Source organism: Sorangium sp. So ce321, from assembly GCF_051530195.1.
Taxonomy (GTDB): domain Bacteria; phylum Myxococcota_A; class Polyangia; order Polyangiales; family Polyangiaceae; genus Sorangium.
In genome coordinates this window covers 11,594,505-11,610,025 of the sequence record NZ_CP150329.1, presented here as the reverse complement: position 1 = coordinate 11,610,025, position 15,521 = coordinate 11,594,505, and the positions used below count along the sequence as shown (strand labels likewise).

Sequence of the window (15,521 nt, the reverse complement as noted above, 5' to 3'; positions counted from 1 at the left end):
TCGCGGCCGGGGTGCGTCCAGGTCGAACAGGACTCGTTCGCCACTCCAGTTAAGCCAGGCGCAGACGAAGGGCGAGGGCGATCTCCTGGTCATGGCTCTTCGCCATCACCTGGAGCGCCTCCAGAAGGCAACCTCGCGGCGATCGAGCACCAGACGGTAATCGGCCATATCAAGGGCGTCACCGGATCGAGCTGGGAGCAGTCGTCTCCGATCCATGTGAATGATCGGGACTCCTGGGCTGAGCCCGGCTTTCCTACTGGCGAAGATGGCGCTGCTGCTGAGGTTGCGGCTAAAGCTCGTGCGGTGGCGGCTGAAGCTCGTGCGGTGGCGATGAATGCGGCGTCTGAGACTGCCGCTGAGACTGCCGCTCGAAGTCGTTCTGCGAGCTGGAGCAGCGGCCATTTTCCAGGTAGCGAGTGGGGCGAGGAGGTTATGGCGACCCTCGAGGAGGACATGACGTTCACGCCCGCAGCGGGTGTCGTCGACGAAGACCCGTATTCCGGGGGCAAGCAGCTGGCGAAGCTCGCGCGCCTCGCGCAGATCGCCGAGGCGGTCGGCAAGGCGAACGATCATCACTTCCACTACGGCTACTTCCTGTATGCGGCGGCCGTCCTGGCGAAGGGCGATGCGGACTGGCGCGACGAGTACGGGGACAAGGCTCTCTGGCTCGTCCGGGACATCGGCCGAGGACCCGAGCGCCGGGCGGCCCCGAGCCGCTCGCTCGCTCAGTCGATCGGCTCGACCCGCACGTCGACCTCGAGGCGCTCCGCCCCGCCCCCCACGAAGATGGTGCCCGAGGTCGGCGTCGCGTCGATGTAGTTCCGCCCGACGGCCACGCGGATGTGCTCGGTCTGCGTCAGGACGCCGTTCGTCGGGTCGAAGCCCTTCCACCCGATCTCCGGCAGGTACACCTGGAGCCAGGCGTGCGACGCCTCGCTCTGCCGCTGGTTCTCGTGCTTCGGCCCCGTGTAGATGTACCCGCACACGTAGCGCGACGGCACGCCGAGCAGCCGCGTCAGGCAGATGAACAGGTTCGCGAAGTCCTGGCACACGCCGCGGCGGTTCGCGTACACGTCGAACGCCGTCGTGGACAGGTTGGTCGACCCCTGCTTGTACTTGTACTCCTCGAAGATCGACGCGTTCAGATCGAGCAGCGTGTCGAGCAGGTCGTAGTCGTTCCGCTCGACGAAGGTCATCGCGTACTCGATGAGCTCCGCGAGCTCGCTCTCCGCCAGCTCCGGCGGCAGGAGGAACGGCTGCAGGATCTGCCGCTGCCACGGCATCCACACGAGCGGGATCGTCGACCGGGCGCGCAGCGGGCGGAAGCTCAGCGGGTCGGTGTCGAGCAGCTCCACCTGCGACCGGGACTCGATGATCAGCTCCTTGAAGGGCGTGTCGAGCAGCACCCGCCGCGCGCGGTTGCCGAAGACGTCGTCGTACTCGCGCTGCTGCCCCTCGACCGACAGCTCGACCTCGTTGTGCAGCAGCGTCTGCAGCCGGTCATGCGCCGGCGTCAGCCGCAGGAGGTGCGTGCTGCGCTCCACCGCGGTCGCGTAGTGGTACGCCGTGCGGTGCACCACCTGGAAGCGGCGGATCGCCGCGTGCGTGGGGCGGCGCACCGGGCGCGACGAGAGCGGCGGCGTGGAGGGCGACGGCCTGCGCCGATCGGTCTGCGGGGACGCCGTGGCCCGGAGCGCGCCCTGGCGCAGCACCACGAGGTGGCCCGGCGGGACGCGCGCCCACGCCGCCGGCTGCGCGCCGGCGTGGACCTTGAGCTCCTCCGACGAGACGATGACGCCCTTGCGGCTCTTGACGCCCCGGCGGGTGAGGTCGACCTCGAGGTCCTCGTCCCCGAACGCCAGGCGCTCGTACGGCGGCAGCACCTCCCACAGGAACGCGTCCCCCTCGCGATCGCGATCCGCGTAGACGACGAGATCGCGCCCGTCGGCCAGGACCGACGTGAGCGGGCCGTGCTCGTTCATCTCGTCGAACCAGTCGCGCAGCACCGCCGGGTCGATCTCGCCGAGGCTCCGGAGGCCCTCCGACGCCATCCAGCGCAGGAGCTCGCACAGGATGAGCTCCGTGTCCGTCGAGCCGACCGGCTGGAAGAGCGACTTCGGATCGACCTCGATCCGGTCGACCAGGCTGCCGCTGTGCGCGAACAGCCAGTCGCGCCCGCCCCAGCTGCGGCTGAACGGCTGGGTGTTGGCGTCGTTGATGCTGCCCCACGTCGCCGTGCGGATGTGCAGCACGAGCAGCGACGACTCGAGGTGCTCCCACGCCTTCACGAGCTCGCTGCGGATGCTCCCCTGCGGCGGCGCCGGCTCCTTCAGCACCGTCGCGCTCGGCTCGCCGCCCGGGTAGTAGCCGATGCCCCAGCCGTCGGGCAGCTTGCCCCCGGGGCGCAGGCAGGTGAGGTCGAAGCACGGGGCGAGCTCGCCCTCGAACGACATCGCGAGGAGGTTCGGCATGGATGATTCTGGCGGGTCTGGCTACTGGCTCGTCGCAGGGGGATTGCTGTCGGGCGGCCCGTAACCGAGCAGCTCGCGGCCAATACCGTCGCAGATCGTGGCTGTCGCGTCGACCACGTGGGTGAGCGCCGCGTGCACGTCGAGCGGATCGAACGCCTCGGTGGCCCTGTCGGTCACCCACTGATGCAAGAGTTGCAGCCGCTCCAGGCTCTCGCCCCCGGGCAGCGTCGCGCTCTCCGGCGGGCGGATCTCGCAGAGCCGCGCGAACGCCGCGTGAACGCAGTGCCGGATCGAGCGCGGGAAGCGGGGCTCGTAGAGGAGGAACTGTGCGACCGCCTGCGGGGTCACCTGACCCTGGTTCAGCTTCATGAACGGCTCGAACCCGGAGCAGGCGCGGAGGAGCGAGAGCCAGAGCGCCGTCTCCACGACCCGGTGCCGCCTGCGCACGCCGCCCTGCGCCTGCGCCTGCGCCTGCACCTGCGCCTGCGCCTGCGTCTGCGTCTGGCCGTTCCGGTTCGACAGCGGCTGCTCCAGGTTGGTGAGGGCGTGGTGGTGGACGTCGAGCGTGCGCGCGGTCTGCCCGACGCGCTCGAGCAGCACGCCGAGCCAGATGAAATCGAGCGGCGTGTCGTGGAGCATCGTGCTCTGGGTGTGCCCGAGGCAGAGCTGCGTGAGCTGGCGGACGCGCCGGTAGAAGGCGTAGCGGCTCGACCTGAACTCCTCCAGCGCCTGCTCGCTGCTCATCCAGAGGTGGAGCTCGTTGACGGTCTCCCACGCCTCGAGGCTCACCACCTCGCGGATCGTCCTCGCGTTGAAGCGCGCCGCGGAGCTCGAGCTGCGGAGGCTCGTCGGGTTCTCGTCGTCGAAGCTCATGTAGCGCTGCACGAGCTCGCCGTCGGCCGCGGCGTCCTCGCCGTGCACGGCGCCGAAGTGCGCCTTCTGCCCGGCCACGATGATGACCGGCAGCCAGCACTGGTGCGCCGGGAGCTCGGCGTCGAGCGCGAGGTTCTGCGTGACGGCGAGGATGCGCGCCGTGCTCTCGGTCCGCTCGAGGTAGCGGCCGAACCAGAAACAGTGATCGGCGACGCGGGATATCAAAGGGCCTCCGGGGGCTCGGACGGCGGCGGCGCGCTGGCAGGGTCGTTGTTCGCGGCCCCGGGGGGCGGGTCCCCGGCGCCGATGGACGGGATCCTCTGCCCGCCGTCCGACGGGGCCTTCAGGACCCATGTGTCCTTCGAACCCCCGCCCTGGCTGGAGTTGACCACGTAGGAGCCGGCCACGAGCGCGACGCGCGTGAGGCCGCCGGGCAGCGCCCACGAGCCGTCGCGTCCCGTCAGCACGTACGGGCGGAGGTCGAGCCGGCGCGGGACAGCGGCCTTGACGGCCGGGTCCCACGTGGGGCTCGTCGAGAGCTCGACCCGGTGCTGCGCGATGTAGCGGCGCGGCGTCGCCTCGATGCGCGCGCGGAACTCGTCGCGCTGCGCGGCGGTCGACTGCGGGCCCATCAGCATGCCGTAGCCGCCGGCCTCGTCGACCGCCTTGACGACCAGCTCCTCGAGGTGCTCGAGCACGTAGCGGCGGTCGTCCTCGCGCATGCAGAGGTAGGTGGGCACCTGCTCGAGGATCGGCTCCTCGCCGAGGTAGTAGCGGATCATCTCCGGCACGAACGGGTACACGGCCTTGTCGTCGGCCACGCCGTTGCCGGGCGCGTTCGCGAGCGCGACGTTGCCGGCGGCGTAGGCGCGCATCAGGCCGCGCACGCCGAGCAGGCTGTCCGGGCGGAAGGCCTCGGGGTCGAGGAACGCCTCGTCGATGCGGCGGTAGATCACGTGGACCCGGCGCGGGCCGCGCGTGGTCCGGACGAAGACCTGGTCCTGATCGACGAAGAGGTCGGGGGCCTGCACGAGCTCGAGCCCCATCGTGCGCGCGAGGAAGCTGTGCTCGAAATACGCCGAGTTGTACGGCCCCGGCGTGAGCACGACGGCGCTCGTGCCGCCCGGGGCCACGGGCGACACGGAGCGCAGCGTCTCGGCGAGCCGGGCCGGGTAGTGGTCGACCCGCTCGACCTGCGCCTTGTCGAGCAGGTGCGGCAGCACGCGCTTGCTGATCAGCCGGTTCTCCAGGACGTAGGAGACGCCGGAGGGCGTGCGGAGGTTGTCCTCGAGGACGCGGAAGGTCCCGGTCGGGTCGCGGATGATGTCGACGCCCGCGATGTGGATGCGCACGCCGCCCGGGGGCCGCAGGCCGTGGACCTGCTTCAGGTACTGCCCCGAGCCGAGGACGAGGTCCCGGGGGATGCGCTCCTCCTGGAGGATGCGCTGCTCTCCGTAGACGTCGTCGAGGAACAGGCCGAGCGCGCGGACGCGCTGCTCGAGGCCCCGCTCCATGTGGGCCCAGTCCGATGCCGACAGCATCCGGGGCACGAGGCAGAGCGGGAAGATCTTCTCCGCGCCCCGCTGGTCGGCATAGACCGAGAAGGTGACGCCCTGGTTGAGCAGGGCGAGCTCCGCGAGCTGCTGCGCGCGCGCGAACTCGTTCGGCGCGAGCGCGCCGAGGAGCGTGGCAGTGCGCAGGAACTCGGGTCGAGGGGCGCCGTCTGGACCAAACAGCTCGTCGTAGGCGCCGGGGAGGGGAGTATAGCCGGCGAAGAGGCCGGCACCCGGGGTCTCTAACAACACTGGAGTGAAGCTACCGCCTCGGGCCCCTCGAGGTCCATGGGCCAGTTGCGGTTTTCGCCGCCATGGAGCTAGTCGGCGACGGGGCGGACTACTCGATCTACTCGGCGTCGAGCGTCTGGCGCTCGCGGCAGCGCGTGAGCTCGTCGACCGCGGCGAGGAACGCGTCGTAGTCGATCGGCTTCGGGAGCACTCGAGCGACACCGAGGCTCGTCGCGTCATGTTTTGAAGACGCGGATGAAACAATGACTGGTATACGCGCGGTCTTCTCGTTGTGCCGGAGGGCCGTGAGCAGACCCCAGCCGTCCATCACCGGCATCATGATGTCGACGACGAGCAGATCCGGCGGCGCGATCTGGTCGAGGAGCGCGAGCGCCTCCTCGCCGTTCGATGCGCAGCGCACCTCGTAGCCGCCCTCGCTCTCCAGGATCATGCTCACGACCTCCTGGATGCTTGGCTCGTCGTCGACGACCACCACCAGCTTGGCGCGGCTGTTCGGCGCGCTCGAGCGTGTTCGTACCTCTGCGTTGCGCCGCACCGTCCGACCTCCGAGCGTATCGACCAGCATGAAGTACCTCTCCCCCCGCGCGCTCTCCGGACCGAATTCCAGGGATGAACCAGAGTATCCCCCACGCTCGCCGTTCCGTCGCTGCGTGGAATCCAAGATTGGTAGCTCAGGAGACTCCCGAAACGGACGGCGGCGACGCACGCCGCAATGCGCCGGTCCTCGCGCTCTGGCGCGCCGCGCGACCGGGACATCCGTGCGCGCGCCGTCGTGAAGCACGGGCGGTCTCGACGCGAGCGCGGTCTCGACGCGGGCGCGGTCTCGACGCGAGCGCACCGAAAATTTGCGTTTTCTGGCGAGCTGCGCCGCGCAAGGCGCGCGGATCAGCGCCCGGCCGCGAGCGCGCGCGGCCGCCGGTCCGCGCCGCTCCTACTGCGCCGCACCTTCGAGCCGCGCCGTGGCGTCGTGGTAAGCGCGGGTGACGTCGGACTCGTCGAGGATGCCGACGATCTTGCCGTCGGCGTCGGTGACCAGGAGCTCGCGCACGCCGTGCTCCAGCAGCACCTGGAGCGCGCCGTGCAGGTCCTCTGTCTCGCTGACCGAGGCGGGGCTCTCCATCATGTCGTGCGCGATCGCGAGCCCCGAGAGCTCCGGGCTCATCGCGGTGGCGCGCAGGATCTCGGCGTCGATGGTGCCGATGACCTTGCCTTCCTCGGAGAGCACCGGGAACGTGTCCTGCCACTCGCAGGCCGCGATGCGCTCGACGACGCTCGCGGCGGGCGTCCGCGCCTCGAACGAGACGAACGGGCGGCTGCGGATGACGATGTCGGCGACGCGGATGCTGCGGAGCACGTCGACGATGAGCTCGTCCCGATGCGCCGGGGACTCGCGCTTCGTCGCGACCTGCGCGCGGTACAGGACGCTGTGCCTGAGCGCCACGAAGGCGATGCCCTCGCAGAGCATGAGCGGCACGAGCAGGTCGTAGCTGCCGGCGAGCTCGCAGACCATGACGAGCGAGGCGATCGGCACGTGCGCGATGCCGCCGTAGAACGTGCCCATCCCGACGAGCGCGAAGGCGCCGGGGTCGATGCGCGGATCGTTGAGCAGGAGCTCCGCCGCGCGCCCGAAGGCGCCGCCCGTGAGGGCGCCGAGCACGAGCGAGGGGCCGAAGTCCCCCGCGCTCCCGCCCGAGCCCACGGTGAACGACGTGGCGACGATCTTCGTGACGAGCAGCACGAGCAGGAGCTGCACGGCGGTCCACCCTTGCGGCAGCCACGAGGCGCCCGTGATCGCGACCTGGGCGGCCCCGTAGCCCGCGCCCAGCAGCCCGAACCCCTGCCCCGGCCGGTCGAAGCGCGACCCGAGGAGCATGATCAGCGGCGTCACCAGCGCGCCGAGCGCGAGGCCGCCGAGGGCGGGCTTCGCCCAGATCGGCAGCTGGATCCGGTGCATCGTGTGCTCCACCGTGTGCATCGTCCGGAGGAACACCGTGGCCACGAGCGAGACGACGAGCGCGAGCGCGGCGTAGAGCGGGAGGTGGCTCGGGATGAACGGGTAGCGGGGCGCGTGCGCGAAGAGGGTCGACTCGCCAAAGAAATAGATGAAGACCGAGTACGACACGACGCTCGCGAGGATGGACGGCACGAGCGCGTCGGCCTCGAAGTCGTCGCGGTGCAGCACCTCGACGGCGAGGAGCGCGGCCCCGAGCGGCGTCCGGAACACGGCCGACATGCCCGCGGCCGCGCCCGCGATGAGCAGGATCCGCCGCTCGCGCGCGCCCACCCGCAGGGCGCGCCCGATGATCGAGCCGAGCGCGCCGCCGATCTGCATGGTCGGCCCCTCGCGCCCGCCGGACCCGCCGCAGCCGAGCGTGAAGATCGAGGCGAACGCCTTCACCAGCGGGACGCGCCTGCGCATGGTGCCGCCCTTGTGGTGGAACGCGTTGATGAACGCGTCGCCGCCGCCGCCCCGGGTCTCGGGCGCGAGCTTCGCGGTGAGCAGCCCGCCGACGAGCGCGCCGAGCGCGGGCAGGACGCACAGGAGCCATGGCCGGAACGCCCCTGTGTGCAGGCCCGTGAACACGGCCTCGCCCTTCGCGCGGAGCGGCTGGTAGCCGGTGAGCGAGACGAGGAGCTCGTGCTCGGCGAGCTCGAGCGCGGCGAAGAACAGCGAGCCGACGATGCCGGCGGTCGCGCCGACGAGCCCCGCGTGGAGCAGCACCCGACCGACGAGCTGGAACGCGATGAGCCCTTGCGGGCGAGGAAGCGGGGTGCGCACCACCCCCAACCGGCTGGGGCGAGAAGGGAAGTCCTCGGGGGACGACATCATGACCTCGGGGACCAGGCCCCCCCGCCGAACGATGGGCCTGGCAGGGCGGGTAGCTTCCCTGATCTCTCCGCGGGTTGCTGCCTGAAATCGAGGCCGGGCGCGACTTCTCCGGCCGGGTCGTCGCCGGGTCGGCTTCCGCCCGGGGCTCCTCCGCTCCATGAGTGTGGAAGGTGGCCCGAGGCGGGCGCGGTCCCCGGGCGCGGAAGCGTGAACGAGAGCGTGGACGAGGTGAAGGCATGGCGATCGATCAGAGCACCGTCGAGTACGGCACCATCATCACGGAGGACGACAGCGTCGCGGTGGGCGACGCGGCAGTCCGCACCACGGACGAGAGCGTCCGCACGACCGACGACGCCGTGTTCACGCCCGTGCTCGCGCTGGACCTGGCCGCGGAGATCCTCGCCGGCACGCTCGGCGCGCTCGTCGACGCCGACTACGTGCAGGGCAAGACGCAGTTCCGGGACGTGCTCTGCAGCCGGATCGACATCTCGCAGCTGGAGGCCGAGGAGCTCGTCGACGACATGGAGCGGTCCGGGCGGATCCGCTTCGTGGGCGCGGAGGAGGGCCGTGGGTGGCACGTCGAGGTGAGCGCCGGCGCTCGTTAGCGTCAGCGTCGAAGGGGCCGGAGGTGCGCGCGAAGCGAGGCCGGGTGCGGTGGTGCTCGACAGAATAATTCGCTTGCCGGCGTACTCAGGTCATGGCCTACGCTGACGCGCGTATGGAGGACGGTACGAAGCCGCGCAAGGCCGTGGTCCCGAGCGCTCCGCCCATCCCGCTCGTGATCGTGGCCGGCTGTCCTGCCGAGTTCGTCGCCGTGTGTCGGGAGGTGGGCGTCCGGCTCGGGGTCGCGGTGCGCGAGTGCGATCTGCGCTCGCTCCGGCCGACCATCATCGCGTCGCAGCCCTACGCCATCCTCGTGACGGAGGAGCTGTACCGGTTCGACCCGGAGTCGTTCGACGTGGTCATCCGGCAGGCGCCGGCCTCGCTCGTGCGCATCGATCGCATGGAGGCGCACGACGATGTGGCGCGGCGGCTGCTCATCGACGCCATCTTCGAGTCAGCGGCGGCCGAGCCGGGCAGCGGGATCCGGTCCATCATGACGTGAAGCGGCCCGCTGCGGCGGCGCGCGGCCTGAGCACGGAGAGGGAGAAAACCGCCGAGAACGCCGAGAACGCCAGGAGAGAAGGAAGAAAATTCTCTCTTCTCGCCTGGCGTCCCTGACGCTCTCGGCGGCTCCATCTTCTGGCGCACGGCCGCCGCGGGCTGCGGCGTCAGGGGCGCCGCTTCATGCCGGGGAGGGTGGCCTTCTCGGGCGGGGGCTCGAGGTACTCGATCTGCTCGGCCGACAGGATGCCGTACTTCGGGTTGGCGGCCGCGCCGCCGGTCGACTTCGTGAACGTCACGCCGTAGGTGCCGGTGACCTTCACCTTCGCGCCGACGGCCGGGATCGGGTTCGGCAGCTCCTGGCCCCAGAACTCGTCGGTGAGCTTCGCCTCGTTCTCCTTGCCGCGCGGCGCTTTGTCGATCGCCTCGATCATGCTGTAGATCTGCGCGAAGTTCGAGGCCCAGCCCATCACCTCGATCACGTCCTTCGTCTCGCCCTTCTCGTCGGCGATCGCGAAGCTCGGGACCGGCGCCTTGCAGTCCGCAGGGTCGCCCTTGCCCGTCTTGTGCACGGCACAGGCGGGGGCCTCCTGGAGGTTCGTCTTGACGATGTAGCCGACGATCGAGAGCTTCTTGCCGTTCACGTCCTCGAAGTGGACGCGGCTCCGCAGGTCGTGCGTGACGCCCCAGACCGTGTAGGCGTCGCCCTGCTTCTTGTTCTTCGCGGGCAGCGTCGGCACCGCGGGCAGGTTCGGCTTCCGGCCGCTGAAAGCGGGCTTGGCCTGGTAGGGCTGCTCGTCCGTTCCGCACCCTGGAGTGCCCGCGACGAGGAGGATGGCGGCGGCGAGGGTTCGACCGAATCGGGCGTTCATGGCATCTCCAAGGTCAGCGTGACGGGCGCACCAGCAGGAAAGATCCAGCGCTGGAGTAGCCCTCGGACGGCGGGGCGCCGCGCGCGGATCAGGCGCCTCTCGCATGCGCGCGCGGCGGCGAAAACGGCTAACACGGCCGCGAGCGGATCGTAAAGAGAAACGAAAACGTCCCTCGCTCTTCATCAAGCGGCGCAAGCGGTGAACGGGCGGGCCGGCCGCGGCCCGTCGCCCTGCGCGGCGAGGGGCCGACCTCCCCGCCGCGGCAGAGGGCGAGAGGGGACGCGGCCGGAAGCGCCCGGCCCCGCGACCGGAGGGGAGCGCCTCCAGCGCGCGCGGAGCCGCCGGCGCGCGGGCCGCGTCGCGCGCTGCGCGGGGCGCGTCGCGCGTTGCGCGGGCGGCCGCGGCGTTCTCCCCGGCCCGGGAAGTTGCCTCGAATACGCGGAGGACGCGTTTCCGCTCTTCGCGCTGGCAACATCGATCGAGTACCCTCTGCGTCCCATGCGCGAGACGACCCTGCGCGCCGCTTTCGAAGCGTCGAAGGTTTTGGTGATGATCCTCGCTGGCGGCGAAGGCCGCCGGCTCGGCCCGCTCACACACGATCGGGCGAAGCCAGCCGTGCCGTTCGGCGGCCGCTACCGGATCATCGACATCGTCCTCTCGAACTTCGTCAACTCCGGCCTGCACCGAATCAAGATCCTCACGCAGTACAAGAGCGCGTCGCTAGACGAGCACATCGCCCGAGCCTGGCGCCTGTCGCCGATGCTCGACAGCTTCATCGAGACCGTCCCGGCGCAGCAGCGCACGGGCAAGAGCTGGTTCAAGGGGTCGGCGGATGCCGTCTACCAGACCCAGCACGTCATCACCGACGAGTCGCCGGAGCACCTCTGCATCTTCGGCGGCGACCACGTCTACAAGATGGACGTCCGGCAGATGCTGCACGATCACCTGGCGCGCGGCGCCGACGTGACCGTGGCCGCCATCCCGGTGACGAAGGAGGAGGCGAGATCCTTCGGCGTCATCGAGTGTGACGAGTCGGGGCGCATCATCGCCTTCCACGAGAAGGTGCAGGATCCGCCGAGCATGCCGGGCAGGCCGGGCATGTGCCTCGCCTCGATGGGCAACTACATCTTCAAGACCCCGGCGCTGCTCGACGTCCTCGAGCAGGACGCCGCGACGGAGGACAGCGCGCACGACTTCGGGCGCGACATCATCCCGAAGATGGTCCAGAGCGGCAGCCGCGTTTACGTCTACGATTTCCACGAGAACCTCGTGCCCGGCGAGGACGAGGGCGCGGGGTACTGGCGCGACATCGGGACGATCGACGCGTACTGGGCGGCCCAGATGGATCTGGTCAGCATCCAGCCGGCGTTCAACTTCTACAACATGCGCTGGCCGATCCGGACGGGCATCAGCCACGACCCGCCGGCCAAGTTCGTGTTCCGCGACGAGGCGAACGCGCGCGTCGGCATCGCGACGGACAGCCTCGTCTCGCTCGGGTGCATCATCTCCGGCGGCAGGATCCACCGGAGCGTGCTCTCGAACCGGGTCCGCGTGAACTCGTTCAGCCACATCGAGGAGTGCGTGCTGTTCGAGGACGTCAAGATCGGGCGCCACGTCAAGCTCCGCCGCTGCATCATCGACAAGGACGTCGAGATCCCCGCGGGCGCCGAGATCGGCTTCAACCTCGAGGAGGACCGCAAGAAGTGGTTCGTCAGCGAGGGCGGGATCGTCGTGATCCCGAAGCGCGCCAAGATCGACTCCCCCTGACCCCCTGACCTGGGCCCCGGCGGCGCCCGGGCGCGGCATGCCCGCGCCCCCCTGCCGGGCGATCGCCGCCGGTTCTGATGAGCCCGCCCGGCGGCGCCTTCCCGGCATCCAAATACCCTGAATTCAAGGGAAAACCTGCCGTTCACGGCGCCTGGTCGAGGCGGCTCGCCCGGTGTCGGGAGGCCGCGCGGTCTCTGCTGCGCGCGGGGGGCAGGGCCTGGGAGCCCCCCTGGACGGGGCGTCCCTGCTACGTTGGGTGTGAGATGCCGCGCACGATCATCATCGGTGACGTTCACGGCTGCCGGGATGAGCTGGCGCGGCTGATCGAGCACGTCGGCTTCGCGTCGGGCGATCGCGTCGTCATGGTCGGCGACCTGATCGTGCGCGGCCCGGATCCGTGCGGAACGCTCGATCTGCTCCGCGAGATCGGCGCGATCTCGGTGCGGGGCAACCACGAGGACCGGCTGCTCCGCTGGCGCGCGGGCCGCAGCGACCCGCGCGGCGAGCCGCTGGGGGAGCTCTCGAAGGAGACCGCGCAGCAGCTGCGCAAGCGCGACTGGGCCTGGCTGGAGACGCTGCCGTACTGGCTGGATCTGCCGGAGCACGAGCTGCGCGTCGTCCACGCGGGGCTGATCCCGGGGCTGCCGATCGAGCGGCAGGACCCGCACACGTTGATGTACGTGCGCTGTCTCGGCCGTTACGGCGAGCCGGTCGAGCGCCGCGGGGGCAAGACGCTGTGGGGCCAGACGTACCAGGGCCCGCCGCACGTCGTGTTCGGGCACAACGCGCGGAGCGAGGCGCAGATGCACGCGTGGGCGACCGGGATCGACACGGGCGCGGTGTACGGAGGGCGCCTCACCGCGATGGTGCTCCACGACGGCGAGCGCGTGCCGCCGCCGGCGTCGCGCGCCGAGGTGCTCGTGTCAGTCCCGTCCCGGCGCCGCTACGTGGGACGTTGAAAATGCTCCGCTTCCTCCAGCAGTTCCGCGCGATGGGCGGGGCGGAGGAGGGCGAATTTCGTTAGGCTGCCGGCCGCGCCGCCGCCGCTCTTCAGGCCGGCGGCCCGTCACGGAGCAAGCCAGGTGGAGCCTCGATACCCGTTCGTTGCAGTCGATGTCCCCGAGCCGGAGGCCGAGGAGCTGGCCGCCGCGCTCTTCGAGCTGGGCGCCACCGGCGTGGAGCAGCGCGACGAGCAGACGCTCGTGCGCGGCGCGCAGTCCGGCCAGGTGACGCTCGTCGCGAGCTTCGACGATCACGACGAGGCGAACGCCGCCATCGCGGCGCTCGCGGAGCTCGACCCGCCGCTCGCCGCGCGGCTCGAGGAGGTGGTGGGCGACGCCTGGCGCGACGCGTGGAAGGAGCACTTCGCGCCGTTCCCGCTGACGCCCACGATCACGGTCGTGCCGCCGTGGGTCGAGTACGCGCCGCAGCGTGAGGGCGAGCGGGTGCTCCTCCTCGAGCCCGGGCGGGCGTTCGGCACGGGCCTGCACGCGACGACCGCGCTGGTGGCGGAGCTGCTCGACGAGCACGCGGCGGAGCTCCGCGGCCGCGAGGTCCTCGACGTGGGCACGGGAAGCGGCATCCTCGCGCTGGTCGCGCTGCTGCTCGGCGCGGCGCGGGCGGTGGCGATCGACAACGACGACGACGTCATCGAGGTGGTGGTCGAGAACGCGGCGCGCAACGGCCTGGAGGGGCGCGTCGCGGCGAGCGCCGGCGTGGTCGAGTCGGTGACGCGGCAGTTCCCGTGGGTCGTCGCGAACATCGAGGCGCGGGTGCTCCGGCCGATCGCGCCGGAGCTCGCGCGCGTGCTCGCGCCGGGCGGCTGGCTGATCCTGTCGGGCATCCTCGAGAGCGAGCGCGAGGAGCTCGTGGCGCTGTACACGTCGCTGGAGCGGCCGCTCGCGCACGTCGCGACCCGGCCGGACCCCGCGTCGCCGCGGGGTGATCGCGGCGCGGCGCGGCCGGCGGGGCGGGGCGACGCGGGCGGCGAGGGCTGGGTGGCGCTCCTGTTCCGCGCGCCGGGCGGCGCGGCGTCCTCGCCGGGATGAGCGGCCCGGGGCTCTTGCGGGTGCCGCTCGGCTCGATCGCGGCCGGCGTGATCGCGCTGCCGCCGGACGCGGCGAGCTACGTGGTGCGGGTGCACCGGCTGCGCGAGGGGGATCGCTTCGTGGTGTTCGATCCGGAGCTCGGGATCGAGGCGGACGCCACGCTCGAGTCGATCGGCCGCCGCGGCGCCGAGGCGCGCATCGACGCGCCGCGCCCGGCGGCGCTGCGGCCTGGCCGGCGCGTGACGTGGATCCAGGCGGTCGGCAAGGGCGACAAGATGGACGCGGTGGTGCGCGACGCGACCGAGCTCGGTGCGACGCGGATCATCCCGGCGATCTCGGCGCGCAGCGTGGCGCGGCCCGCCGAGGAGAGGAGCCAGCGCTGGCGCCGGATCGCGGTGGAGGCGGCGCGCCAGTGCGGCCGCGGGGACGCGCCGCGGGTGGACGCGCCGGTGAGCCTCGCGGCGGCGCTCGCCGCGGCGGCGGCGACGCGGGACACGGAGGGGGGCGCGCTGGGGATGTGCCTGGATCCGTACGCGGAGACGCCGCTCGGCGCGCGGCTCGCCGCGCTCACGCCGGGCATGGAGGCGGCGTTCGCCGTCGGTCCGGAGGGCGGGTTCACGCCGGAGGAGCTCGGCATCTGCGCGGCGCTCGGGTTCGAGCGCGTGCGCCTCGGCGCGCTGACCTTGCGCACGGAGACGGTGTGCGCGGCGGCGCTCGGCGCGCTGATCGCGGTGAGCGACGCGCGGGCGGGGTGATGGGCTGGCCGTCGGCGCGCGGCGCTCCGGGCGGCCTTGGCCGGGGCGCCAACGGACCGTGCTCCGGAATCGACGTGCGATGGATCGCGGGGCTGTTCGCCGCGATCGCGGTCGTACCCTGCGCGTGCAACAGCGCGGCGGACGCGCCGACGAGCAAGCGCGCGCTGGCGCACGACGGCGCCGCGCTCGGTCGAGCGGCGCCCGGCCCGACGCCGTCTCCGACCGCGTCCGTCACCGCGGCGACGAGCGCGCAGCCCGAGCAGGCGCCGTGGCCTCGAGCGCGCCCGCCGCGCGTCGAGGCGGACTGGTGCATCGACGGCGTCGACGCGCTCGACGAGGAGACCTGCTACGCGCTGCCCGACGCGCCGACCCGCGCGCTGCTCATCTACCTCCACGGCATCGTCCCGCCGGGGAAGGACAGCCAGCAGAAGACCAACTTCGAGACGGTCGTGGCGCGCGCCTCGCGGCGCGCGGGCGTCGCCGCCCTGATGCCGCGCGGCAAGGTCGGCCTCGCGCCGAAGGGGTACGCGAGCTGGTGGGGCTGGCCGACAGGCGGGTCCGCGTACGAGAAGCACGCCGCCGCGTTCGTCGCGACGTTCGCCGAGAAGCGGCGCAAGCTCGAGGAGATCGCCGGCGTGTCGTTCTCGCGGGTGTACGTCGCCGGCTCCTCGTCGGGCGCGTTCTTCGCGGCGGCGCTCGCGCTGCGCGGCGGCGTCGACGCCGACGGCTTCGGCGCGATGTCCGGCGGGGGAGGGCAGGCGACGCCCGAGCTCGCGAAGCTCGAGCCCAGGCCGTTCTACATCGGCTTCGGCACTCACGACGCGGTGGGCCGCTCGGCCCGCGGTCTCGCCGGCGTGCTGCGCGGCGCGGGCTGGCCCGTGCGCGTCGCCGAGCACCCCGTCGGCCACGGCGCGAAGGAGATCTATCTGGACGAGGCGTTCGCCTTCTGGCGCGAGCACGACGCGCGGTAGGCGGCACCGAGGAAGAGGGCTGGTG

The 15,521-nt window shown here is 71.6% G+C and carries 14 protein-coding genes; 8 read left to right on the top strand and 6 right to left on the bottom strand.

Going from position 1 to position 15,521, the window contains the following annotated elements; translation table 11 throughout:
* Window positions 1–432: 432 nt before the first annotated feature.
* Window positions 433–819, top strand: a complete 387-nt coding sequence (locus tag WME89_RS43140) for a glycosyl hydrolase (RefSeq protein ID WP_438005402.1) — start codon at window positions 433–435, stop codon at window positions 817–819.
* Here WME89_RS43140 and WME89_RS43135 read toward each other — a convergent pair.
* The 5 genes from WME89_RS43135 to WME89_RS43115 all read right to left on the bottom strand — a co-directional run bounded on the left by WME89_RS43135 (window position 726) and on the right by WME89_RS43115 (window position 7,928).
* A complete protein-coding gene (locus WME89_RS43135; RefSeq protein ID WP_438005401.1) occupies window positions 726–2,471 on the bottom strand; it encodes a class II glutamine amidotransferase in 1,746 nt (581 codons plus the stop codon). The genes WME89_RS43140 and WME89_RS43135 overlap by 94 nt on opposite strands.
* Window positions 2,472–2,492: 21 nt before the next feature.
* The gene (locus WME89_RS43130; protein ID WP_438005400.1) at window positions 2,493–3,569 is read right to left on the bottom strand and encodes an alpha-E domain-containing protein; all 1,077 of its coding nucleotides are present in this window, start codon (window positions 3,567–3,569) and stop codon (window positions 2,493–2,495) included.
* On the bottom strand, window positions 3,566–5,149 hold the full coding sequence (locus WME89_RS43125; RefSeq protein WP_438005399.1) for a circularly permuted type 2 ATP-grasp protein: 1,584 nt from the start codon (window positions 5,147–5,149) through the stop codon (window positions 3,566–3,568). The genes WME89_RS43130 and WME89_RS43125 overlap by 4 nt, the downstream gene beginning before the upstream one ends.
* Window positions 5,150–5,246: 97 nt before the next feature.
* A complete protein-coding gene (locus tag WME89_RS43120; RefSeq protein WP_437304736.1) occupies window positions 5,247–5,714 on the bottom strand; it encodes a response regulator in 468 nt (155 codons plus the stop codon).
* A 366-nt stretch (window positions 5,715–6,080) separates the two neighbouring features.
* The gene (locus tag WME89_RS43115; RefSeq protein WP_438005398.1) at window positions 6,081–7,928 is read right to left on the bottom strand and encodes a chloride channel protein; all 1,848 of its coding nucleotides are present in this window, start codon (window positions 7,926–7,928) and stop codon (window positions 6,081–6,083) included.
* Between the two features lie 287 nt (window positions 7,929–8,215).
* Here WME89_RS43115 and WME89_RS43110 point away from each other — a divergent pair, with 287 nt between their 5' ends.
* The gene (locus tag WME89_RS43110) at window positions 8,216–8,584 is read left to right on the top strand and encodes a hypothetical protein (RefSeq protein ID WP_438005397.1); all 369 of its coding nucleotides are present in this window, start codon (window positions 8,216–8,218) and stop codon (window positions 8,582–8,584) included.
* 113 nt (window positions 8,585–8,697) lie between these two features.
* Window positions 8,698–9,084 (top strand): hypothetical protein, encoded by a 387-nt coding sequence (locus WME89_RS43105; RefSeq protein WP_437658573.1) that lies wholly within the window; start codon window positions 8,698–8,700, stop codon window positions 9,082–9,084.
* Between the two features lie 166 nt (window positions 9,085–9,250).
* Here WME89_RS43105 and WME89_RS43100 read toward each other — a convergent pair whose 3' ends face one another.
* Entirely contained in the window at window positions 9,251–9,955 is a 705-nt protein-coding gene (locus WME89_RS43100) for a hypothetical protein (protein ID WP_438005396.1), read from the bottom strand.
* Between the two features lie 498 nt (window positions 9,956–10,453).
* Between WME89_RS43100 and glgC the strand changes: the two genes are divergently transcribed.
* From glgC to WME89_RS43075, 5 genes are all read left to right on the top strand, one after another.
* Window positions 10,454–11,722, top strand: a complete 1,269-nt coding sequence (glgC, locus tag WME89_RS43095; protein ID WP_437304731.1) for a glucose-1-phosphate adenylyltransferase — start codon at window positions 10,454–10,456, stop codon at window positions 11,720–11,722.
* A gap of 263 nt (window positions 11,723–11,985) precedes the next feature.
* Entirely contained in the window at window positions 11,986–12,681 is a 696-nt protein-coding gene (locus tag WME89_RS43090; RefSeq protein WP_438005395.1) for a metallophosphoesterase, read from the top strand.
* A gap of 123 nt (window positions 12,682–12,804) precedes the next feature.
* Window positions 12,805–13,770, top strand: coding sequence for a 50S ribosomal protein L11 methyltransferase (locus WME89_RS43085; protein WP_438005394.1), 966 nt, complete (start codon window positions 12,805–12,807; stop codon window positions 13,768–13,770).
* Window positions 13,767–14,525 carry an RsmE family RNA methyltransferase gene (locus WME89_RS43080; protein WP_438005393.1) on the top strand — a complete coding sequence of 253 codons (759 nt, stop codon included), beginning with the start codon at window positions 13,767–13,769 and terminating at the stop codon, window positions 14,523–14,525. Before WME89_RS43085 ends, WME89_RS43080 begins: the two co-directional genes overlap by 4 nt.
* A 74-nt stretch (window positions 14,526–14,599) precedes the next feature.
* Window positions 14,600–15,496, top strand: a complete 897-nt coding sequence (locus WME89_RS43075) for a hypothetical protein (protein ID WP_438005392.1) — start codon at window positions 14,600–14,602, stop codon at window positions 15,494–15,496.
* The last annotated feature ends 25 nt before the right edge of the window (window positions 15,497–15,521 follow it).